Source organism: Pseudomonas sp. 910_21 (assembly GCF_052850735.1).
On record NZ_VXCY01000006.1, the window covers coordinates 12,761 to 32,294 of the forward strand.

The 19,534-nt window shown below is 63.5% G+C and carries 20 protein-coding genes; 3 read left to right on the forward strand and 17 right to left on the reverse strand.

Going from position 1 to position 19,534, the window contains the following annotated elements; genetic code table 11:
- Positions 1 to 109: 109 nt before the first annotated feature.
- From FW796_RS19580 to arnB, 10 genes are read right to left on the reverse strand one after another with little or no spacing between them, the layout of a single operon-like run.
- The gene (locus FW796_RS19580; RefSeq protein WP_404936878.1) at positions 110 to 625 is read right to left on the reverse strand and encodes a GNAT family N-acetyltransferase; all 516 of its coding nucleotides are present in this window, start codon (positions 623 to 625) and stop codon (positions 110 to 112) included.
- 41 nt (positions 626 to 666) lie between these two features.
- The gene (locus tag FW796_RS19585; RefSeq protein WP_446439838.1) at positions 667 to 2,292 is read right to left on the reverse strand and encodes an ArnT family glycosyltransferase; all 1,626 of its coding nucleotides are present in this window, start codon (positions 2,290 to 2,292) and stop codon (positions 667 to 669) included.
- Positions 2,293 to 3,657 (reverse strand): UDP-glucose dehydrogenase family protein, encoded by a 1,365-nt coding sequence (locus tag FW796_RS19590; RefSeq protein ID WP_446439839.1) that lies wholly within the window; start codon positions 3,655 to 3,657, stop codon positions 2,293 to 2,295.
- Positions 3,654 to 4,067, reverse strand: coding sequence for a 4-amino-4-deoxy-L-arabinose-phosphoundecaprenol flippase subunit ArnF (arnF, locus tag FW796_RS19595; RefSeq protein WP_346633037.1), 414 nt, complete (start codon positions 4,065 to 4,067; stop codon positions 3,654 to 3,656). The genes FW796_RS19590 and arnF overlap by 4 nt, the downstream gene beginning before the upstream one ends.
- The gene (gene arnE / locus FW796_RS19600; RefSeq protein WP_092314836.1) at positions 4,064 to 4,408 is read right to left on the reverse strand and encodes a 4-amino-4-deoxy-L-arabinose-phosphoundecaprenol flippase subunit ArnE; all 345 of its coding nucleotides are present in this window, start codon (positions 4,406 to 4,408) and stop codon (positions 4,064 to 4,066) included. Before arnE ends, arnF begins: the two co-directional genes overlap by 4 nt.
- Positions 4,405 to 6,054, reverse strand: a complete 1,650-nt coding sequence (gene arnT, locus FW796_RS19605) for a lipid IV(A) 4-amino-4-deoxy-L-arabinosyltransferase (RefSeq protein ID WP_346633035.1) — start codon at positions 6,052 to 6,054, stop codon at positions 4,405 to 4,407. Before arnT ends, arnE begins: the two co-directional genes overlap by 4 nt.
- Positions 6,051 to 6,935 (reverse strand): 4-deoxy-4-formamido-L-arabinose-phosphoundecaprenol deformylase, encoded by an 885-nt coding sequence (arnD, locus tag FW796_RS19610; RefSeq protein WP_446439840.1) that lies wholly within the window; start codon positions 6,933 to 6,935, stop codon positions 6,051 to 6,053. The genes arnT and arnD overlap by 4 nt, the downstream gene beginning before the upstream one ends.
- Positions 6,935 to 8,941 carry a bifunctional UDP-4-amino-4-deoxy-L-arabinose formyltransferase/UDP-glucuronic acid oxidase ArnA gene (arnA, locus tag FW796_RS19615; RefSeq protein WP_346633033.1) on the reverse strand — a complete coding sequence of 669 codons (2,007 nt, stop codon included), beginning with the start codon at positions 8,939 to 8,941 and terminating at the stop codon, positions 6,935 to 6,937. Before arnA ends, arnD begins: the two co-directional genes overlap by 1 nt.
- The gene (gene arnC / locus FW796_RS19620; protein ID WP_346633032.1) at positions 8,938 to 9,957 is read right to left on the reverse strand and encodes an undecaprenyl-phosphate 4-deoxy-4-formamido-L-arabinose transferase; all 1,020 of its coding nucleotides are present in this window, start codon (positions 9,955 to 9,957) and stop codon (positions 8,938 to 8,940) included. The genes arnA and arnC overlap by 4 nt, the downstream gene beginning before the upstream one ends.
- Positions 9,958 to 9,962: 5 nt before the next feature.
- Complete coding sequence (gene arnB / locus FW796_RS19625; RefSeq protein ID WP_446439841.1) at positions 9,963 to 11,102, reverse strand: UDP-4-amino-4-deoxy-L-arabinose aminotransferase; 1,140 nt, start codon at positions 11,100 to 11,102, stop codon at positions 9,963 to 9,965.
- 457 nt (positions 11,103 to 11,559) lie between these two features.
- Here arnB and FW796_RS19630 point away from each other — a divergent pair, with 457 nt between their 5' ends.
- Positions 11,560 to 12,495: a site-specific integrase gene (locus tag FW796_RS19630; protein ID WP_346633030.1), complete on the forward strand. Its 936-nt coding sequence runs from the start codon at positions 11,560 to 11,562 to the stop codon at positions 12,493 to 12,495.
- An 11-nt stretch (positions 12,496 to 12,506) separates the two neighbouring features.
- On the opposite strand, the gene FW796_RS19635 is transcribed toward FW796_RS19630, so the two are convergent.
- Positions 12,507 to 12,719 carry a FecR/PupR family sigma factor regulator gene (locus FW796_RS19635; protein WP_346633029.1) on the reverse strand — a complete coding sequence of 71 codons (213 nt, stop codon included), beginning with the start codon at positions 12,717 to 12,719 and terminating at the stop codon, positions 12,507 to 12,509.
- Positions 12,720 to 12,943: 224 nt separating this feature from the next.
- Between FW796_RS19635 and FW796_RS19640 the strand changes: the two genes are divergently transcribed.
- Together FW796_RS19640 and FW796_RS19645 are read left to right on the forward strand one after the other, a co-directional pair.
- Positions 12,944 to 13,399, forward strand: coding sequence for a glucosaminidase domain-containing protein (locus FW796_RS19640; RefSeq protein ID WP_346633028.1), 456 nt, complete (start codon positions 12,944 to 12,946; stop codon positions 13,397 to 13,399).
- Entirely contained in the window at positions 13,393 to 13,863 is a 471-nt protein-coding gene (locus FW796_RS19645) for a hypothetical protein (protein WP_346633027.1), read from the forward strand. Before FW796_RS19640 ends, FW796_RS19645 begins: the two co-directional genes overlap by 7 nt.
- Positions 13,864 to 13,881: 18 nt before the next feature.
- Here the strand turns inward: FW796_RS19645 and FW796_RS19650 are convergent, their stop codons facing one another.
- The 6 genes from FW796_RS19650 to FW796_RS19675 all read right to left on the reverse strand — a co-directional run bounded on the left by FW796_RS19650 (position 13,882) and on the right by FW796_RS19675 (position 19,348).
- The gene (locus FW796_RS19650; RefSeq protein WP_346633026.1) at positions 13,882 to 14,199 is read right to left on the reverse strand and encodes a hypothetical protein; all 318 of its coding nucleotides are present in this window, start codon (positions 14,197 to 14,199) and stop codon (positions 13,882 to 13,884) included.
- Positions 14,196 to 14,906, reverse strand: coding sequence for an AzlC family ABC transporter permease (locus tag FW796_RS19655; RefSeq protein WP_446439842.1), 711 nt, complete (start codon positions 14,904 to 14,906; stop codon positions 14,196 to 14,198). Before FW796_RS19655 ends, FW796_RS19650 begins: the two co-directional genes overlap by 4 nt.
- Positions 14,907 to 14,979: 73 nt before the next feature.
- The gene (locus FW796_RS19660; RefSeq protein ID WP_404936873.1) at positions 14,980 to 16,467 is read right to left on the reverse strand and encodes an aldehyde dehydrogenase family protein; all 1,488 of its coding nucleotides are present in this window, start codon (positions 16,465 to 16,467) and stop codon (positions 14,980 to 14,982) included.
- Between the two features lie 177 nt (positions 16,468 to 16,644).
- Positions 16,645 to 17,115, reverse strand: a complete 471-nt coding sequence (locus FW796_RS19665; RefSeq protein WP_346633066.1) for a sn-glycerol-3-phosphate transporter — start codon at positions 17,113 to 17,115, stop codon at positions 16,645 to 16,647.
- 89 nt (positions 17,116 to 17,204) lie between these two features.
- Positions 17,205 to 18,689, reverse strand: coding sequence for an alpha/beta hydrolase (locus FW796_RS19670; protein WP_404940012.1), 1,485 nt, complete (start codon positions 18,687 to 18,689; stop codon positions 17,205 to 17,207).
- Complete coding sequence (locus FW796_RS19675) at positions 18,680 to 19,348, reverse strand: helix-turn-helix transcriptional regulator (RefSeq protein WP_404936872.1); 669 nt, start codon at positions 19,346 to 19,348, stop codon at positions 18,680 to 18,682. The genes FW796_RS19670 and FW796_RS19675 overlap by 10 nt, the downstream gene beginning before the upstream one ends.
- Positions 19,349 to 19,534 lie beyond the last annotated feature (186 nt).

A 19,534-nucleotide genomic window follows, 5' to 3' on the forward strand; every position in this document is an offset into this window, starting at 1 on the left:
GGGGGGGGGCGAATTGGGTAGCTGGTCTTGAGGGCGCTTTCGCTGGCAAGCCAGCTCCTACAGCCAGCTTCTGCAGCCAGTTCCATAGCCAGCGGTGGCGGTGCGCTTTTTACACGCTCAGGCGCATGGCGCAGCGGCGTGGTGCGGGCAGGCCGTGCTGTGTTTCATCGGCCAGGACCTGGCGCAACCGCGGGCCAAGCTGTGCCGGTTCGAGGGTGACAAAGCCCTGGCGCTGGTAGAAGGGTTCGTTCCAGGCCAGTTCGCGGAAGGTGCTCAGGGTCAGGGCTTCAAGCTGCTGCTCCTCGGCGTATTGCCGTGCCGCCTGCAACAGGCGCTTGCCGATGCCTTGGCCCTGGTGGCCGCTGGCGACGGAAATCTCCCAGACATGCAGTTCCCGGTCACAGATCTGGGCGTTGAGAAAGGCACAGCGGTCGCCGTCCACTGTCACTGCAACCCAGACCGGGTGGTGCTGGATGTTCTCGCGCTGGCTCTGGGCATCGGCCACTTCGGCGTCTGCCAGCCAGGCCAGTTGCGGATCACTGCGAAACAGTTCCGCAGCCGAGGTTTCAATGGCGGGGAGGAAGGCCGCATCGGCCACTCGCGCCCGGCGAATCTGAATAGTCATGGGCGCGAGTGTAAGGAGGCGGCAGGGGCTGCGCAACGCTTTCAGGGTTGTGCCTGAGTGGCCTTGGGCAGGTGCAGGAGCACAAAGTCATTCTTGTCGAAACGCCCGCTCAGCACCGGTTTCAACCCGGCCAGTGGCGTGCCTTGCAGGCTGGGCAGGTCGCTCTGGTCAAGTATCACCCAGGCCGGGGCCGGCACTTGTGCCAGGGCGGTAGCCTGATCGGTGAACTGTGGCTGCAGGTCCCGATCCAGGTTGACCATGAACTTGATCGCCTTGGCGTCCTTGCCCATGCGGTGCAGGATCACCGGCGCCGGATCGGCATCGATCAATTGCATGGCATCGCGACTGAACGCCTGAGTGTCATAGAGCCGGTGCTCCACCGGTTCGAACACCCCGATGTAACAGGCCCAGACCGCCAGCACCGCGCTGTAGGCCAGACCCACGGCGCGCCACTGGCGCTTGAACAGCAATCCCAGGGACACCGCCTGCAGCAGGCCGAGGATCAGCAGCATGGGCGTGAGTGCCGTGAGTTGTTCGGGGAACTTGCGGCGCAATACCAGCAGCCCCACCATCAGCAACCCCGGCAGCAGCAACCACAGGCCCTGGATCAACACCCGCAGCCAGCCCATGACCCGCCCGCGGCCGGCCTGGAACGGATACGCCGCGATGATCGCCGCCATGGGCAACATCGGCAGCAAGTAGCGGGCTTTCTTCGCCTGGGGAATCGACAGGCCGATCATCACGATCAACCCGGCAGCGGTGCACAGGCGCAGCAGTTTCAGGGCTGGGCCCTGTTCCGTGGGGCGACTCAGCAGCACCGCGACCCAGGCGAGGATCGCCAGGGGATAGGCCAGGGCGTAGTTGCCCAGGGAGCTGGTGAAGTAATAGAAGACATCGCTGGAGCCTTCGCTGCCGTCCATGCGCCCCATGAACTGCATGCGGATCACATCGTCGACAAAGGCCTGGCCACCGCTGAGCTTGGCCAGCCACAGTAGCAGGCCTACGCAGGCCACCAGCAGCAACAGTGCGCCCAAACCGACGCTGAACAGCCGCCGCCATTGGCCGTTGAGCAAGTAGTAGCTGCACAGCATGCCGGTGGGAATCACCAGGCCGATGGGTCCGCGAATGGCAAAGCCCAGCACCAGCAGCAGGAAGATCCAGCCCAGGTGCCGGCGGGCTCCGAAGTGGTCGTGGGCATAGCCGAGGTAGAACACCGCCAGGGACACCGCGGCAAGCATCTGGTCCAGGGAGACGGCACGGGTTTCGCTGATAAAGGTATTGCTCAGCAGCAGTAAAGCGACGCTGAGCAGGGCCCAGGTGCGGGAGTAGGGCGCCAGCAGGCGATAGATCAGGCTGACGATCAGCGCCGAAGCAATGGCCGTCGGCAGCCAGGCGCTGAAGCTGCTGACCTGCCCGGTGGGCAGGGAGAGCAGCCACACCAGCAGGGTCGAGGCGCTGGAGTAGTCAGCGTAGGGCTGGCCATAGGTGGTGGGGAAGAACCCCGGCCCATGGCGCAGCATTTCCTTGGCGAAGAGCACGAAGCGCGAGTCGAAACCGATGGCCGAATCGTGGCCGGTGCCGGCGCAGAACAGCAGCAAGGCCAGCAGCCCCAGCCCCAACGATTGCCAAAGTAATGTGTTCGAAGGGGAGCTGGAGTGCGGGTTCATTCAAGCCTCGGTGGACCACTGCTGGTAAGGAATCGGCAGGTGGCGCGATTCACCGCGACCGATCGGGAAGTAAGTGAACCCGTTGCGGGCCAGGCGCTCGGCGTCGTACAGGTTGCGTCCGTCGAAGATCACCGGGGCCTTGAGCCGCTGTTGGATCAGGTCGAAATCCGGGGCCTTGAACTGCTGCCACTCGGTGCAGATGATCAGGGCGTCGGCGCCGGTGAGTACCGATTCCGGCGTGCCCATGAGCATCAGGCGCGACTCGTCCGGGTACAGACGTTGGGTTTCCTGCATCGCTTCCGGGTCGAAGGCTCGGACTTCAGCGCCGGCGGCAAACAGCGCGTCCAGCAGCACCCGGCTCGGGGCGTCGCGCATGTCATCGGTGTTGGGCTTGAACGCCAGGCCCCAGAGGGCAAAGATCTTGCCTTTGAGGTCACCTTTGTAGAAGGCCTTGATGCGCTCGAACAGCTTGTGTTTCTGCCGCTCGTTGATGGCTTCCACCGCTTGCAACAGGTCGCTGGAGCAGTGGGCTTGCTCGGCGCTGTGGATCAGCGCGCGCATGTCTTTGGGGAAGCACGAGCCACCGTAGCCGCAGCCCGGGTAGATGAAGTGATAGCCGATCCGCGAGTCGGCGCCGATGCCCAAGCGTACCGATTCGATGTCGGCCCCCAGGTGCTCGGCCAGCTCGGCGATCTGGTTGATGAAGCTGATCTTGGTGGCCAGCATGCAGTTGGCCGCGTACTTGGTCAGCTCGGCGCTACGCAGGTCCATGAACATGATGCGGTCGTGGTTGCGGTTGAACGGCGCGTAGAGATCGCGCATCACATCCTGCACCGCTTCGCGCTCGCAGCCGATGACGATCCGGTCCGGGCGACGGCAGTCGCTGACCGCCGAGCCTTCCTTGAGGAATTCCGGGTTGGACACTATGTCGAATTCCAGGGCGCGGCCTTCCAGGGCTTTTTCAATGTGCGCCTTCAGGGTGTCGCCGGTGCCCACTGGAACGGTGGACTTCTCCACCAGAATCACCGGTTGCTGGCGGTGGCGGGCTACGGCGTCGCCCACCGACAGCACGTAGCGCAGGTCCGCCGAACCGTCTTCGCTGGAAGGCGTGCCCACGGCGATGAACAGCACCTGGCCGTGTTGCACCGCGAGCTTTTCGTCGCTGGTGAATTGCAGGCGCTTGGCTTCGAGGTTTTCCTTCACCAGGCTGGCAAGCCCGGGTTCGAAGATGCTCACATGTCCCTGTTGCAGTTGCTTGACCTTTTGCTCGTCGATGTCCATGCAGATGACATCGTGGCCGACTTCAGCCAACACGGCGGCTTGTACAAGGCCGACGTAACCACTTCCAAATACGCTGATTTTCATGGGGTATTCCTGGGACTTGTCGCGGGTGCAGATCGAGAGTTGATGGTGATCACGCCGAGGATGACCAAGGCCACTCCAAGGCTTTTGGAAAGCGTGAAGGGTTCGTTGAACAGCGGCAGGCTGGCGGCCAGCAGGTAGACCAGCGCGTAGCTGATGCTCAGCAGCGAGTAGGCCCGGCCCAGGGGCAGATCGCGTAGCGCCAGCAGCCAGCAGAGCATCGACAAGGCGTAAGCGCCGATCGCCGCAACCACCACCGCCAGAGCCGCCAGGTCGACGCTGCCGGCACTCAGCGCCGTCAGCCACTGATCCGGGGCGGGCAGGCGGGTCATGCTCCAGCGCATGCCCAGCTGGGCGCCGCTGACCAGGGCCACACTGCCCAGGGCGAAGGCAAAGCCCTTGACCCGGCTCATGCGTGGCGACTCAACAGCAGCACGCCGCCAATCACCAGGGCGACACCGAGCCAATGGCGGCGGTCGATGGGCTCATGGAAGACGAAGCGTGCAATCAGGGTGATGAACACGAAATTCAGGCTGAGCATCGGGTAGGCCACGCCCACCTCCATGCGTTGCAACACCAGGAGCCACACCAGCAGGCCCAGGCCGAGACTGAACAGGGCCAGCCACAGCCAGCCGGAACGCAGTTTTTGCAGGGCACCGGAAGGTTGGTCACGCCAGCTTTCCACGGCGAATTTCTGCGCCACCTGGCCCAGGCAGGTCAGCCCGCAGGCCAGCAATAGCAACAGCAGGCTCATGGCTGACTCTGGGGAATGATGAAGATCACGATATTGCCTTGCTCGTAGCGCTTGGCATCCTTGGGCAGCAGCTCGACTTCATGTTCCTCGTCGCTGCTCTTGACCCGCATCACCACGCCCACCGAACCCTGCTTGCGGGCTTGGGCGATCCACGGCTGGACCTGATTCAGGTCGACCTTGCGCGCGACGCTGTCTTCATAGCCCAGGCCGTATTTCACTTCGCCCTCGGTGTTGTACAGGGTCACGTCAGGGCGGCGCAGACGCCAGGCCAGCGCGGAAGCCGCGCCCAGGTCGTTGCTCAGCAGGGCCTTGGCCTGGCCCAGCTCGGCCACGTGATCGATGATGAACTGGTCGGGAATCTTGTTGTAGACCACCTTGTTCGGCAGCGCCGCCGGGGCCAGGGCCACCAGCAGGAAGCTGCCCAGGGCCGGGGCGGCCCACAGGCTCAAGGGGCGCATGGCCTGCAACAGGTTGCTGATGATCCAGCCCAGCAACAAGACGTAAACCAAGACCAAATGCTGGGGTTCGTCCACATACACCGGCTTCTTCAACTGGAAGTACACCAGGGCCAGCAGGGCCACCAGGCCCGCCAGCAGATTGAGCACACCATTGAGGCTGACGATCCGGGTCTTGCCGGCGGCCAGACGGTCCATCAGGGTGTGGCCCATCAGCAGGGCCAGGGGCAGCAGGCAGGGAAGAATGTAGGCCGGCAGCTTGCCTTTGCTCAGGCTGAAGAAGGCCAGGGGCAGCACCAGCCACAGCAGCAGGAAGCCGCTGCTGTTCAGCCGTCGTTGTTCCCAGGCCTGCTTCAGGCTGGCCGGCAACAGCAGCACCCAGGGCACGCAGAAGCCCACCAGCAACGGCAGGTAGTACCACCAGGGGGAGGCGTGCTGCGCGTCTTCACCGGCAAAGCGGCGGATGTGCTCGTGCCAGAAGAAGAACCGCCAGTAGTCCGGTTCCTGGGCGTGCACTGCCAGAGCCCAGGGCAGGCTGACCAGAATCGCCACCAGCACGCCGAGGCCGCCGTAAATCAGCAGCGAGCGCAGGCGCTTCTGCCACACCGCGTAGGGCAGGGCCACCAGCACCGGCAGCAGCCAGGCGAGAAAGCCCTTGGTCATGAAGCCCATGCCGCAGGCCAGGCCCAGCAGTACCCAGGCGCCGATCTGTCCGCGCCGGGTCTGGCAGTCGAAGGTGAACCACAGCGCCACCAGGCTCAGGTTGACCCAGAAGGTAAACTGCGGATCGAGGTTGGCGTAGCCGGCTTGCAGCGCCACCACGGTAAAGCTCATGTAGAGCAGGGCGCTGGCCAGGCTCTTGCGCGGATCGTTCCACAGGCGTCGGGCCAGCAGATAGGCCAGGACCACGCTGAGGCCGGTGCTCAGGGCCGAAGCCACGCGCACGCCAAACAGGTTGTCGCCAAACAGCGCCTGGCCGATGGCGATCATCCAGTAGCCGGCCACGGGTTTTTCGAAATAGCGAATGCCCATGAAGTGCGGCGACGCCCATTTACCGCCGAGGAGCATTTCCTGGCTGATCTGCGCGTAGCGGGTTTCATCGGGAATCCACAGGCCGTGGGTGGCCATGGGCAACAGGTAGAACAGACCGAAAGCGATCAGCAGCAGCGGCAGGGCCCAACGTCTGGTCATGCGCCTTGCACTCCCAGCCAGCCTTCACGGCCTTCCAGCACACCACGCACGACTTTGCCTGCAGGCAGGCTGGAAAGGTCCGTCGGGAGCATTTCGCCCAAGGGCTGGAAATGGATGTCGCGCTGCTTGGCACTGGCCAGCAGCTGGCGGAAATCGTTGGCCATGAGAATCCCTTCTACTTCTGCATGCACGGTGTAGACGTTGAGCTTGTCCGGGCTGAACCGGTCGAGGATGTAGCGATTGAAATCCTTGGCGGTCACCACCGGCCCGACCACTTCGTCGAAGGTCGGCAGGTCCACCGGAATCTGTGGGGCGCCCAGGCTGCCATCCGCCAGTCGCGGCTGGAACAGGCTCTGGCCGCGGCAGTCGCTGTTGTAGCGAAAGCCGAATTGTTGTTTGGCTTCGATGACGCGTTCGTCGGCGCGCCAACCGGCGGACGCCGAGCAGCTCACCGCTTGCCCGAGAATATCGTTGAGGCTGTCGACGCCACGGCGGATCTGTTCGATCAACTGTGCCTGACTCCAGCGCCCGGTGTTGGCCTGCCAGCCGTGGTGATCCCAGGCGTGCAGGCCGACTTCATGGCCGGCGGCCAGGGTCTGGCGCATCAGATGCCCCAGGTCCCGGCCAATGGGTTTACCCGGCCAGGCAGTGCCGGCCAGGAGTATGTCCCAGCCGTACAGGCCCGCGGCATTGGAGCGCAGCATTTTCCAGAGGAACTGCGGACGGATCAGGCGCCACAGGTGGCGCCCCATGTTGTCCGGCCCAACGCTGAAGAAGAACGTGGCCTTGACCCCGGCTTCGTCCAGCGATTCGAGCAGCCGTGGCACCCCCTCCCGGGTGCCGCGGTAGGTATCGACATCAATGCGCAGACCTGCCTGCATCAGCGAGCTTCTTCTTTGGAACGATCGGCGATTTCCAGCATGGCTTCACGTAGGAAGAAGTCCAGGGTGTTGCCGATGGTTTCGCTCATCTCCACGGTCGGCTCCCAGTTCAGCAGGCGCTTGGCGTTGTCGATGCTGGGCTTGCGGTGTTCCACGTCCTGGTAGCCGGCACCGTAGAAGGCCTTGCTTTCGACGTCGCGGAAACCGGCGAACGGCGGGAAGTTGCTGCGCAGCGGGTGAGCTTCGAATTGACGCAGCAGCTCTTCGCCCAACTGACGAATGCTGGCTTCGTTGTCCGGGTTGCCGATGTTGATGATCTGGCCGTTGCAGCAGTCGTTGTCGTTGTCGACGATGCGTGCCAGGGCTTCGATGCCGTCGGCGATGTCAGTGAAGCAACGCTTCTGCTCGCCACCGTCGAACAGACGGATCGGCGTGCCTTCCACCAGGTTGAGGATCAGTTGGGTAATGGCCCGGGAGCTGCCGATACGGGCCGAGTCCAGACGGTCCAGGCGCGGACCCATCCAGTTGAACGGACGGAACAAGGTGAAGTTCAGGCCCTTGGCACCGTAGGCCCAGATCACCCGGTCCAGCAGCTGCTTGGAAACCGAGTAGATCCAGCGTTGCTTGTTGATCGGGCCGACGATCAGGTTGGAAGTGTCTTCGTCGAAGTTCTTGTCCTGGCACATGCCATAGACTTCCGAGGTCGACGGGAAGATCACGCGTTTGTTGTATTTGACGCAGTAGCGAACCAGCTTGAGGTTCTCTTCGAAGTCCAGCTCGAACACGCGCAGTGGGTTGCGGGTGTATTCGATCGGGGTGGCGATGGCCACCAGCGGCAGGACCACGTCGCACTTCTTGATGTGATATTCGATCCACTCGGAGTGGATGCTGATATCGCCTTCGACGAAGTGGAAGTTCGGATGGCTGCGCAGGCGCTCGATGGCGTCGGAGCCGATGTCCAGGCCGTAGACGTCGTACTTGTCGTCGCGCAGCAGGCGCTCGGACAGGTGGTTACCGATAAAGCCGTTGACGCCGAGGATCAGCACGCGGGTGCGACGTGGCTTGCGCCCGGACTCGGCACCGCGCAGCAGGGAACCGTCCACCAGGCCCAGTTCGTTGGCCAGTTGCGGGCCGCCCAGGTACAGGCCGTTGGCGTTGCGCTGGCCGGAGGTGATCACCAGGGAGTCTTCGCCACAGGCGATGCGCAGCGGGTCGACACTGATGACCCGGCCCGGGGCCTGGCCTTCGTTGCCTTTTGCAACTTCGGCGCTCCAGACGATCAGCTTGTGCTCGCCGACGGCGCAGAAAGCGCCCGGGTAAGGCTGGGTCACTGCGCGTACCAGGTTGAACAGCTCTTCGGCCGGGCGTTTCCACTCCAGCTTGCCGTCCGCGGCGGTACGACGACCGAAGTAGCTGGCCTTGGATTCGTCCTGTGCGGTCTCGGTGATCTTGCCCTGGGCCAGTGCCGGCAGGGTGTCGCGCAGCAGGCTGGCAGCGGCGTCACGCAGTTTGTGGTGCAGGCTCAGCGCGGTGTCGCTGCGCTCGATGGCGACGCGTTCCTGGGCAATGATGGCGCCGGCATCGGCGCGCTTGACCATGCGATGCAGGGTCACGCCGGTCTCGGTTTCGCCCTTGACCAGTACCCAGTTGGCCGGTGCGCGACCACGGTAGTGCGGCAGCAGGGAGCCGTGCAGGTTGAACGCGCCCTTGCGAGCGGTGGCCAGCAGGGGTTCGCTCAGCAGGTTGCGGTAGTAGAAGGAGAACAGATAGTCCGGGTCGAGCTTGCTGATGCGCTCGATCCACAGTGGGTGGTTGGCATCTTCCGGGGCGTGCACGGCAATGCCCTTGCGTGCACACAGCTGGGCGACGGACCCGTAGAAGGTGTTTTCCTTGGGGTCGTCGGCATGGGTGAAGACCGCAGCGATCTCATAACCTGCATTGAGCAGGGCTTCGATGCCTGCACAGCCAATATCGTGGTAGGCGAAGACAACAGCTTTATTGCTCATGGCGAAACCTGATCAGTATGAGTGGAAGATAAACCGTCGACAGTCACAGCAGGGGCCGGGGCCGCTGGCTGGCTGCGCAAGACTTTTTCGATGAAGAAGCGCGGGCGGGCCCGTACGTCGCTGTACATGCGTCCCAGGTATTCACCCAGCAAACCCATGCCGATGAACTGGCCACCGGTGAACACGAACAGCACCGCGAACAGCACGAAGGTGCCGTCGCCGGCCCAGGTGGCGCCGAAGATCAGCCGCAGGACGATCAGCATCAGGGCGAACAACGCGCCGAGGCCGGCCATGCCGAAGCCGATGATGCTCAGCAGCCGCAGGGGGGTGGTGGTCATGCAGGTGATCAGATCGAACATCAGATTGATCAGGCGCATCGGGCTGTACTTGGAGTCGCCGTGCTCGCGCTCGGCGTGCTCCACCAGCACCTCGGTGGTGTGCCGGGCGAAGCTGTTGGCCAGGATCGGGATAAAGGTGCTGCGCTCGGTGCAGGCCAGCATCGCGTCGATGATGGTGCGCCGATAGGCTCGCAGCATGCAGCCGTAGTCGCTCATGGCGACGCCGGTGGAGCGCTGCACGGCCAGGTTGATCAGTTTTGACGGCCAGCGGCGGAACGCCGAGTCCTGGCGGTTGTTGCGCACGGTGCCGACCACGTCATAGCCGAGCTCGGCCTGGGCTACCAGGCGCGGGATTTCTTCCGGCGGGTTCTGCAGGTCGGCGTCGAGGGTGATGACCACATCGCCGCGGCACTGCTCGAAGCCGGCCATGATCGCCGCGTGCTGACCGTAGTTGCGGTTGAGGATCACCGCCACTACCGGGCTGCCTTCGCGTTCGGCGGCTTCTTGCAGGATGTTCGCCGACTCGTCGCGGCTGCCGTCGTCCACCAGGACGATTTCAAACTCGTGCTTGAGCTCGCGGCAGGCCGCTTCGGTACGCCGCAGCAGCTCGGGCAAGCTCTGTTCTTCGTTGTAGACCGGAATGACGATCGACACGAACTGGATTGGATAAGGTTTCAAAGGCTTCAGTCCAGGAGGTTGGCAATGGCACCGGAGACCCGTTCGACATCGTCGAGGGTCATGTCCGGGAACAGTGGAATCGAGCATAGACGCGCCGAGTTCCATTCGGTGTGCGGTAGCCGCACATCGGGGAAGCGCTGTCGGTAATAGGTATGCAGGTGAGTGGCGATGAAGTGGATGCCGGTGCCGATGTTCTGTTCCTGCAGGCCCTTCATGAAGGCTTCACGGTCCAGGCCGCAGCGTTCGGCGTCGATACGCAGGATGAACAGGTGCCAGGCGTGCTGCTGCGGGTACTGGGGCAGGTGCAGGGGCTGCACCGGCAGACCTTTGAGGCGTTCCAGGTAAGCCTTGGCCAGCACTTCGCGCCGGGCGTTGATTTGGTCCAGGCGCTGCAACTGCACCAAGGCGATGGCCGCGTTGATGTCCCCCAGGTTGTACTTGAATCCGGGTTCGATCACTTGGGCCTGGGGCTTGCGGCCGTGGGTCAGGCGATCGTAGGCGTCCACGCCCAGACCGTGGAACTTGAGCATGCGCACCCGGTCGGCCAGGGCCTGGTCGTCGCTGACGAACATCGCACCTTCGGCGCAGGTCATGTTCTTGATGGCGTGGAAGGAAAAGATCGCCGTGCCCTGGGCACCGATGGCCCGGCCGCGATAGACGGTGCCGGCGGCGTGGGCGGCATCTTCGATCACCGGGATACCGTGCTTCTCCGCCAGGACGTACAGCGGGTCCAGGTCGAAGGCGGCGCCGGCGTAGTGCACCGGAATGATGGCCTTGGTTCGTGGCGTGATGGCCGCTTCGATGGTGGCCGTGTCGCTCATCAGGGTGTCGGGGTCGACATCGACGAATACCGGGGTAGCCCCCAGCAGGCAGATCATGTTGGCCGTGGAGACCCAGGTCTGGGACGGGGTGATCACTTCGTCGCCGGGGCCAATGCCCAGGGCCAGCAGGGTGATGTGCATGGCGCCGGTGGCCGAGGACAGGGCCACGGCATGGCGAGCACCGACGCGGTCGGCGAATTGCTGTTCCAGTTCCTGGTTTTTCGGGCCGGTGGTGATCCAGCCGGAGCGCAGAACCTGCTCCACTGCAGCTATCTCTTCGTCGCCAATACTCGGACGCGAGAAGGGAAGGAAAGCCTGGTTCATGGTTACCTCGGGTTTAGCTGATGCCGGAAATACGGGGTGTTGCGCGTGAACGAACGGTTCAGGAAAAGCGGGGGAGGTCATGCAGTCATCAAGGCTCATCCAGTTATTGGGCCGGGGTGGCGATCCATGCAGCGTTTGAGTAAAGACGATGTTTGTTAAAAGTAAATGCGGATCAAGATGTTATCTTGGCAACCTGAGAAAACACTGCGTTTGGCAGGTGGCGTGTTGGTGGCTGAGATTAAGCGGAAAAATGTGAAACGAATATGAAAAATAGGGCAAAAGTCCGTTTTTCTGCGGGCCAGACAGCTGCTGTTCAGTTTGTTTATATCGTTGTGAATCAATCCCCTGGCAGCGACTGTTTTAGCTGTTCTGCAGCGACTGTTAAAGGGACTGCCAAGCTTGTTCTTTTCGGCTTGCTCCGGGTGTCACCGGGTGCAACCTGGGGGCTGGAGTACCGATGAATAGCCAGCAACATCAACCCTGTACTGCCATTGCCAACCCGTTGCGCCTGTACCTGGCCCGTTTGGCGCCCTCCAGCCAGTCGACCCTGCGTTACGTGCTGCAGGACGCCGCCGACCGCCTGGGGTATGACGAACTCAACCTCGAGGACATCCCCTGGCACCAACTGCAACCCGAACAGGTGACCGCCCTGGTGGCCACGTTGCGCCGTGACGGCTATGCCCCGAGCACCTCGTCGCTGTACGTCAATGCCCTGCGCGGAGTGATGAACGAAGCCTGGCGCAGCAGCCTGATCAGCCAGGATCACCTGCTGAAAATGCGCTCGGTCAAGGCCATGGGCGGTACACGCCTGTCCCGGGGGCGCAATCTCAAGCGCGGCCTGATCCAGGAACTGATGGCGGTGTGTGCCGCCGATCCGCGTCCCCAGGGCGTGCGCGACGCGGCCATCATTGCGGTGCTGTACGGCTCGGGCATGCGCAAGTCCGAATCGGTGAACCTGGACCTGGCCCAGGTGGACTTCGCCCAGCGCAGCCTGCAGGTGCTGGCCAAGGGCAACAAGCAACTGATCAAGTACGCTCCCTCTTGGGCCTTCGACAAGCTGCAGGCCTGGTTGGAACTGCGCCGTTCGTACCTGCCCGAAGGCCTGGAGGACGATGTTTTTCTGTTCAACCGGATTCGTCGCGGCGGTCATATCACCCGTGAACGCATCAGCAAGCACGCCATCTACTACATTGCCCGCCAGCGGGGCGCCCAGGTCGGCGTGCGGATCATGCCCCACGACTTTCGCCGTTCGTTCATTACCCGGGTGATCGAGGAACATGACCTGTCGATCGCCCAGAAGCTGGCGCACCACACCAATATCCAGACCACCGCCAGCTATGACATGCGTGACGACAACGAGCGGCGTCGGGCCGTCGATCGCTTCGACCTGTGAGTGTCAGCCGTTCAGGAGGTCGGCAGGGAAGGGGACAGATGCCCGGTAAAATCCCAGGCCTCAAGCATTTTCGCGTATTCAAACGCGTGGCTGGGATCGCTCTGCAGCCAGTCTTCGAAAGCCCGGCGTTCCTCCAGGCTGCAATCGGCCTCGCGCAGGCGTATGCACCAATGGGCGGCCTGCATCATCAAGTATTCATCTGCTTCGCTGGCAGGACTGTTCATCGCTCTGTCCTTGTTCAAAGTGGCGCGGGTCATGAGGGCGACGTGCGGCACGTAGAAATCACTTGCAATCTAGAGTGTATAACGAGAAAAAAGCGTCAATTTTTTGCGTGAGATCAGTCATTCGTGTCGGCGCACCGGTCTGAGGCAAGGCCTGGATGCTGCTCTATAATCGGCATGTTTCACCTGTGGCAAATGGAATCGACCAGTCAAATGAGGGAGCAATCGTGAGCGCCAAACTGTGTAACAACACCAATGCCGTCACCTTCGTCAGTAAATACAAGGCGGCTTGCCAGCCGATCGCCGATCAACTGGACCTGCCGGTGGAAAACATCCTCGGCCTGGCAGCCCAGGAGAGCCAGTACGGCGCCGGACGCATTGCCCGCGAGCTCAACAATTACTTCTCCCTGCATGCCCCGGCGCCCCTGCAAAGCGGTGCCGAGGCGCCCCAGGGCAACGCCAGCATCAAGGTGGCGAAGTTCGACTCTTTCCAGAAATGCGCCCAGTCCTTCGCCTTGCGCTATGGCTCGTCGGTCCGTAGCAAGCGCGACCCCATGGAGTTCGCCCAGGCCCTGGTGCGCAGCGGCTACAACAGCGGCGACGCGGCCACCGGTGGTCGCAACGGTTTCGCCGAGTACCTGGCGAAGATCATCGTCGCGGTCAGAGGGCGCATGGCGTGCTGAGAAAAAATCCCCACTCATGGTTGCTGGGCCTGCCCCTGGCCTGCGCCGCGCTCGTCGCCTGCGCCGGTAACGCCCTGCAGCCGGCCGAGGTCAAGGCCACAGGCCTGACCCGCGAGCAGGCCCAGGAAGTGCTGCTGGTGGCCTTGAAGCATCAGGACTATCAACTGAACAAGCCCGGGGTCTTTGTCGATGGTGACCTGCAGGACGACAGCGGCCAGCCGCCGCATCCGGGGTACTTCGACTTCAGCCTCGGCTACAACGACCCCAAGGCCGGCGCCACTGAGTACTGGGGCCTGTTCTCGGTGAGCACCGCCACCGGCGATGTCTGGGAAATCAACAGCTGCAAGCGTCTGGACGGCAGTGAGTTGCGGGCCTTGCAGGGACAGATCATGGCCCGTACCGGCAAGACCCTGGTGGATGAAGAACCCCAGCGCCAGGGACTGGGTTGCGAGGATGAACAATAGTCCCGGCACCGGCCTGCATCAGGCCGCGGCGGTCAGGTGCAGCACCGCAAAATAGGCCGCCGTACCGATCACTGCGCTGCTGATCAGGCCCAAGCGGTTGCTCAGGGCGATGGCCCCCACCAGCAGCAGGGACACCGAGGCCGCCAGGGGCTCGCGGCTCATCTCGCTGAAGGCGATGTACACCGCGAAGTTGATGAACACCGCCACCGGCAGTACCCGCTCCAGGCAACGCTGCAGGCCGGGCTGCAAGCGGATGCTGACGAACGCCGGAATAATCCGTACCAGGCAACTGGTGGCCAGCAGTGCAGCGATGGTGACCCAGGCCGAATCGCTCATAGCTTGGCCCTCGTCAGCAAGGCTGTGGTGATCAGCACACTGGGAATCCAGAAATACAGGGGGCCCAGGAACATGATCAGTACCAGGGTCACCGCCACACAGAGCGCCACCATCGACAAGAAGGCCAGGCGGCGTTCGTGCGCAAGGCTCAAGCGGCTGCGCAACTGCGCCAGCGACAGGTACATGAGCACTACGCTGGCGGGGTAGCCCAGGTTGACCTCGGTGCCGATCCACTGCAGGGGCAGCCATTTGCCCAGCAATGCCCCCAGAACCCCGGCCAGTGCCCAGGTCAGGAAAATCGTCCCGCGTATCATCAGCAGCGTGGCCGGACTGTCCCGTTCGTGCTCGGTGGCGTAGGCCTCGTCCCCCAGCATATGGGCCGCACCGACCTTCTGCAGGAACCCCTGGGGCAACCGCGGGCTCGAGGTGAAGGCAATGGGCAGGTAGCGGCTGTTGATCGAGGCCGAGACCAGCAACAGGGTGAAGAACCCGGCTCCCGACTGGGCCAGGGGCAGGGCGGCGAACTGACCGCTGCCGGTGAATCCCAGGAGCCCCACCAGCGCCACCTCCAGCAGCGACCAGTCGGCGCGACCGGCCAACAGACCGAACAGCATGCTTACCGGGACAATCGCCAACGCGGCCGGGGCCACCCTGCGCAGGGTGGCTGGCGTGCTTTGCGCTAACGGCATCTGTTGCTCGACCTGCATAGGTTTCTCCACCTTTGAATCACTGCTGCAATAAACAGACAAGAACATCATCTCTTTGAGCTTTCTCCCTGAACTATCTCCCCGGCGCGACCTCGTCGAAATCGTACGAGGCCGATAGTTCCTGCCCGAGGTCGTGACGAATAACGACCGTCTTGGGACGCCTGAAAGCGTCCAGTGCCCTGGGTGCCAGGTCGTCGAGCCAGCGGTTGCCATCAGTGGCGCTGTCGCCAGTGAGCGCCTGGTTGACCCGGACCCGAGTGGCCAGGAGCCGTTGGCAGGCCAGCAGCGCCTCAGCCGGATCATTGGAAAACAGGGTCGCCTCAACGCTTGCGGGACAGTCGTTGGCCAGTTGCACGGCTTCGCCAAGATCGGTCACCCGGCGAATGAGGGCCACCGGCCCCAGGCATTCTTCCTGGGTAATGGCCATGTCGTCGTCGATCTCGGTGAGGATCACCCACGGATGGAACCAGCCGAGCACCGGCGCATCCGGGCATTCATCCCCGCCTGCCACCCGTGTCGCGCCTTTGGCCAGGGCATCGTTCACCAGCCGCATGACCTTTTGCTGCGCCGCTTCGCTGATCAACGGGCCAATGGAGCAGGCCGCCTTGTGCCCTTGACACTGGACGCGGCTGTGCTCGATGAACTGGCGGACGAACTGATCATGGATCGATTCTTCGACAAAGAAGTGCTGGATCGACAGGCAACTCTGGCCACTGCGACCAAAGGCGGCGCTCACACCGCAGGCAGCGGCAAGGTCCAATCGGGCATGCCGGGACACGATCATCGAGCCGCGCCCGGCGCTCTCGATCACACAGGGTTTGAGCAGCTCCGCGCAGGTCACCGCCACCGCGCTGCCGGCGGCGACACTGCCGGTGAAGGCCACGGCGTGGGTGCCGGAGGACTGCAACAGCCATTGTCCGGTGCGCGCGTCTCCGGGGATGCAGGACACCAGGCCCGCCGGCAGGCCGACAAAGTGCTGCATGAACGCCAGGGTCGACAGGGTGGCGTGTTCCGCAGGTTTGACAATGCAACTGTTGCCTGCGGCCAGTGCTGCCGCCACCGTCCGGCACATCAGCTCGATGCCCTGGACAAACGGCAGGATGTGCACGCTGACCCCGTAGGGCTCGTAGCGCAGCTGGCACAGTGCCGCGCCGGGCGTGCCGTGGGCTGGAGCAGGGCTGCCGGCGTCGGTCAGATCCGCGTAGTAGCGCAAGATCCCCGCGCAGTGGCTCAGCTCGCGGTTGGCTTCAGCCGGGGACAGCGCCTGCTCGAGGATCATCAACTGGACAATCTGTCGGTTGAGGGCGCTGGCGGCTTCGATGCTGTCCGCCAACTGATGCAACAGTGCCCTGCGCTGATCGCCGTCCAGCAGGCGCCACAATTCATGGGCGACGTTGGCCGCATCCACGGCCAGGCGAATATCGCTCTTGTCGCAATAGGCAATCTGCCCCACAGGCTCCAGCGTGGCCGGATTCACCGCCTGGCGTGAATCACTGCCAGACGCCGGAAGGAACAGCGGATTGATATAGAACTGCGGGGTCCGGGGTTGAAATCCGTGCATTGGAAGGTCCCTTTCCAAGTGTGCCGGGACTGGCAACTGTGTGGACGCCGCACCGTTGAAACCTGGGCGTTGACGGCCTGGGCAAAGACCCGGGGCGGCGCCGCGGTCATTCGTCGGGGGAGTCTAGGAAAGGGACTGGGACAGCGTCTTGTACGATTGTGCGACTTTGCCGGGTGCTCAGAAGCGATAGCCCACGTTGACCATCACTGCTGCAGCGCCCAGCACCACCAGTTCAGTACCCACCGGCCCGTAATGCACGCCCAGCGCAGGAATCAGCACCGGCGCCACGCCAAAGTGGTTCAGCGGGATCTTGTCCTTGTAGTCGCCCTTGTAGCCCTGGATCAGGCCGCCGCTGAGCTTGGCGTAGACCGGCCAGTCCGCATGCTCCCAGGCCTTGCCGACGTAGGCGTAGTAGGAACGCTGGGAGAAGGAGTTGCGAAAGGTGCTCACGCCCCATAATTGGCCGTCGGCGTAGTTGTGCTCCAGGCCGATCAGGTCCTGGTGGTTGTTGTGGTCGGGATCGTTGCTCCAGTGGTTGGTGTAGACGCTGGTCTGCACGTACCAGTAGTCCTGTTGCTCGGCGGCTTGCAGCGTCTGGGTGGCGGCGGCCAGCAGCAGGGCCAGGCTCGCGGCTTGGGTTCGAAGCATGGGTTTCATCAGGATTCCCTGCCATCACGGCAGTCGTGCCCCCTCGCAAATCAAGGGGGAAAAGGGCGCTGACGCTAACACCCGACCATTCAACGAATCAATGACTGAACTGTTGCTTGATCTATATCAGCTTCGATGCGCTGCATCAGGTAGGGGAAGAACGGGTTGGCGGTCAGGCGCATCAGCTCATCCATGGGTACCACCAGCACGCCGCGTTCGCCGCGGGCGGCGATGGTGCCCAGGTGCACGCCGAAGTCTTCTCCGGGGTTGGGCTGGGTCCCGTACAAACCGTCGTCCACAGGGAACGGCAAGGCCACGTGGGACAAGGAAAACACCCCGGCCGGATAGGCCAGGTCCAGGGGCCGCCGACGGCTGTCCAGGCTCAGGGCTGGGGTGCTGATCTCGTCCAGGTTCGCACCGCCGGCGCCTTCATTGGTCAGCACCCGGGTGCTGTAGTTGCGCGGCGGTGCCGGCAGCAGGCTGGCCAGGGAGGTGAGACTGGCGGGGTCCAGCAGGCCTTCGAAGTCGCGGTCCCGGTTGAGGTCGAAAATCACCAGTTCACTGCCATTGGCCGGCAGTTGCCGGTACAGGCCGGTGACCAGGGCGGGGGTACTGACCGTAGCATCGGTCAGTGACTGGAAGCTGAGGATCGGCGGCAACCGGTCCAGGCGTGGATCGCCCACCCTGGCCAGCAGCTGGCTTTGCAGGGCGTCGGTCAGCAGCCAGGACTGGCGCGCACCATTGACCGGAAACGAGTTGTACTTGAACGGGTTGTACTCAGGGCGCAGGTTCAGCCAGGCCGCCTTGCTGAAGGCCGGAAACACCGCCGGCCAGCCGGCCAGACCGGCAAAGCGCGCCGATGGGGCCACGCCGATCATCGGCGAAATCAGCACCAGGCGCTGGGCTTGTGGCAACTGCGGATCGTCGAGGGCGTCCAGGGCGTACTTGACTGCCAGGGCGCCACCGTTGGAGTAACCGACGATATGCAAGGGCCCAGGCGCCGGGACTTCGGCCCGGGCGGTACGCAGGGCCAGGCGGGTGGCGGCCAGCCAGTCCTGCCAATGGGCGTCGGTCAGGCCCGCCGGCACGGTGCCGTGGCCGGGCAGGCGCAGGCCGATGGCCAGGTAGCCGTGTTCGACGTAGCGCCGGGCAACGTGGCGCAAGCTGTAGGGCGAGTCGGTCAAACCGTGCAGCAGCACCACCACGCCCCGTGGCGTGCCTGGGGGCCGCAGCAGGTAGGAGCGGTTCCAGTCGGTGGCAAAGCGGGGCGGGTAGACCCGGCTGTCCACGCGATAACGGTTGAAAGGCGGGACCTGGGTCGGGTCCAGGCGGTCGCTGACTTCATGCCGGACTTCGGCAAACAAGCTGTCCTCGGCCTGCAGCCAGGCCGCCCAGTCGGCGCTATCGATCTGTTCGATGCTCAGTTCATGGGGCACCCGCAGGTGCCAGGGTTGCAATGCCGGACCGCGCTCACTGTCGAAGGCGCGCCAGGCCAGCAGGGTGAATGCGGCAACGCCAAGGATCAGCGCGCCGCGCTTGAGCAGGCGGGACAGGGCAGGAGCGATCACGGGCAGGGACTCGGTTGAGTGGCACAGATGCGATAGACGCAGCGTCGATCGCCAGTAATCAGGTGTTCCACGCGCTGCACCTGGCCCAGCTCGCCAATGGCGGCCTGGAACACCTGCAGTTCGGAGCGGCAGAAGCCCTGGCACTGCTGGGCGGCGACACAGATCGGGCAGTGACTCTCGATCAACAGCCAGCCGTCGCCGTCGGCCTCGACGCTGGCCATGTAGCCGGCGACTTCACGGATCTGCGCCAGGGCCCGGACCCGCTCTTCCAGGGTCGGCAGCGGGGCACAGACGTCGAGGTACTGCGCCGTGTTGACCCGCTCCATGTCAGTGACGATGCGCTCCACGCCGTCGGACCCATAGACCGCGCGAATCGAGTCGATCAGTTGCAGGGTCAGGTGGGCATGGGTGTCGGGAAAGCGGGCCTGGGCCTGCTCGGTCAACACCCATTTCTGCGACGGACGCCCGGCGCCCTGGGCCGGCATCATCTGCCCGGCGATCAGTTCACCGTCCAGCAGCTTCTGTAGCTGCTGGCGGGTGGCTTCCAGGGAGACCTTGAGCAGCGGGGCCAGGTCGGCGGTTTTCAAGGGGCCGCGGGTTTTCAGCAGAAACAGAATCCGCTCGGCGGTAGCTCCGGGGTTCTTCTTCTCGGCAGGGGAGGACATCGAGGACATGCTGGGCCATTAACCAATGCGCAAGTGGGGTATCAAGGGCGTACAGGACGCGGCAAACCACGCAAGCATAACAGGCTGCAGCCTCGGGACCCGGCCATTGTCGCTCTTCGAACGGCGGATTGGGCAAGGGGGCTAAGCCATGAAAAATTAATTATCAAAGTAATTGCTTGTGTAATA

Excerpts from the sequence above, each read along its gene's own strand:
- FW796_RS19580 (WP_404936878.1), bottom strand. The coding sequence starts at position 625 with ATGACTATTCAGATTCGCCGGGCGCGAGTGGCCGATGCGGCCTTCCTC.
- FW796_RS19585 (WP_446439838.1), bottom strand. The coding sequence starts at position 2,292 with ATGAACCCGCACTCCAGCTCCCCTTCGAACACATTACTTTGGCAATCG.
- FW796_RS19590 (WP_446439839.1), bottom strand. The coding sequence starts at position 3,657 with ATGAAAATCAGCGTATTTGGAAGTGGTTACGTCGGCCTTGTACAAGCC.
- arnF (WP_346633037.1), bottom strand. The coding sequence starts at position 4,067 with ATGAGCCGGGTCAAGGGCTTTGCCTTCGCCCTGGGCAGTGTGGCCCTG.
- arnE (WP_092314836.1), bottom strand. The coding sequence starts at position 4,408 with ATGAGCCTGCTGTTGCTATTGCTGGCCTGCGGGCTGACCTGCCTGGGC.
- arnT (WP_346633035.1), bottom strand. The coding sequence starts at position 6,054 with ATGACCAGACGTTGGGCCCTGCCGCTGCTGCTGATCGCTTTCGGTCTG.
- arnD (WP_446439840.1), bottom strand. The coding sequence starts at position 6,935 with ATGCAGGCAGGTCTGCGCATTGATGTCGATACCTACCGCGGCACCCGG.
- arnA (WP_346633033.1), bottom strand. The coding sequence starts at position 8,941 with ATGAGCAATAAAGCTGTTGTCTTCGCCTACCACGATATTGGCTGTGCA.
- arnB (WP_446439841.1), bottom strand. The coding sequence starts at position 11,102 with ATGAACCAGGCTTTCCTTCCCTTCTCGCGTCCGAGTATTGGCGACGAA.
- FW796_RS19630 (WP_346633030.1), top strand. The coding sequence starts at position 11,560 with ATGAATAGCCAGCAACATCAACCCTGTACTGCCATTGCCAACCCGTTG.
- FW796_RS19635 (WP_346633029.1), bottom strand. The coding sequence starts at position 12,719 with ATGAACAGTCCTGCCAGCGAAGCAGATGAATACTTGATGATGCAGGCC.
- FW796_RS19650 (WP_346633026.1), bottom strand. The coding sequence starts at position 14,199 with ATGAGCGATTCGGCCTGGGTCACCATCGCTGCACTGCTGGCCACCAGT.
- FW796_RS19655 (WP_446439842.1), bottom strand. The coding sequence starts at position 14,906 with ATGCAGGTCGAGCAACAGATGCCGTTAGCGCAAAGCACGCCAGCCACC.
- FW796_RS19660 (WP_404936873.1), bottom strand. The coding sequence starts at position 16,467 with ATGCACGGATTTCAACCCCGGACCCCGCAGTTCTATATCAATCCGCTG.
- FW796_RS19665 (WP_346633066.1), bottom strand. The coding sequence starts at position 17,115 with ATGCTTCGAACCCAAGCCGCGAGCCTGGCCCTGCTGCTGGCCGCCGCC.
- FW796_RS19675 (WP_404936872.1), bottom strand. The coding sequence starts at position 19,348 with ATGTCCTCCCCTGCCGAGAAGAAGAACCCCGGAGCTACCGCCGAGCGG.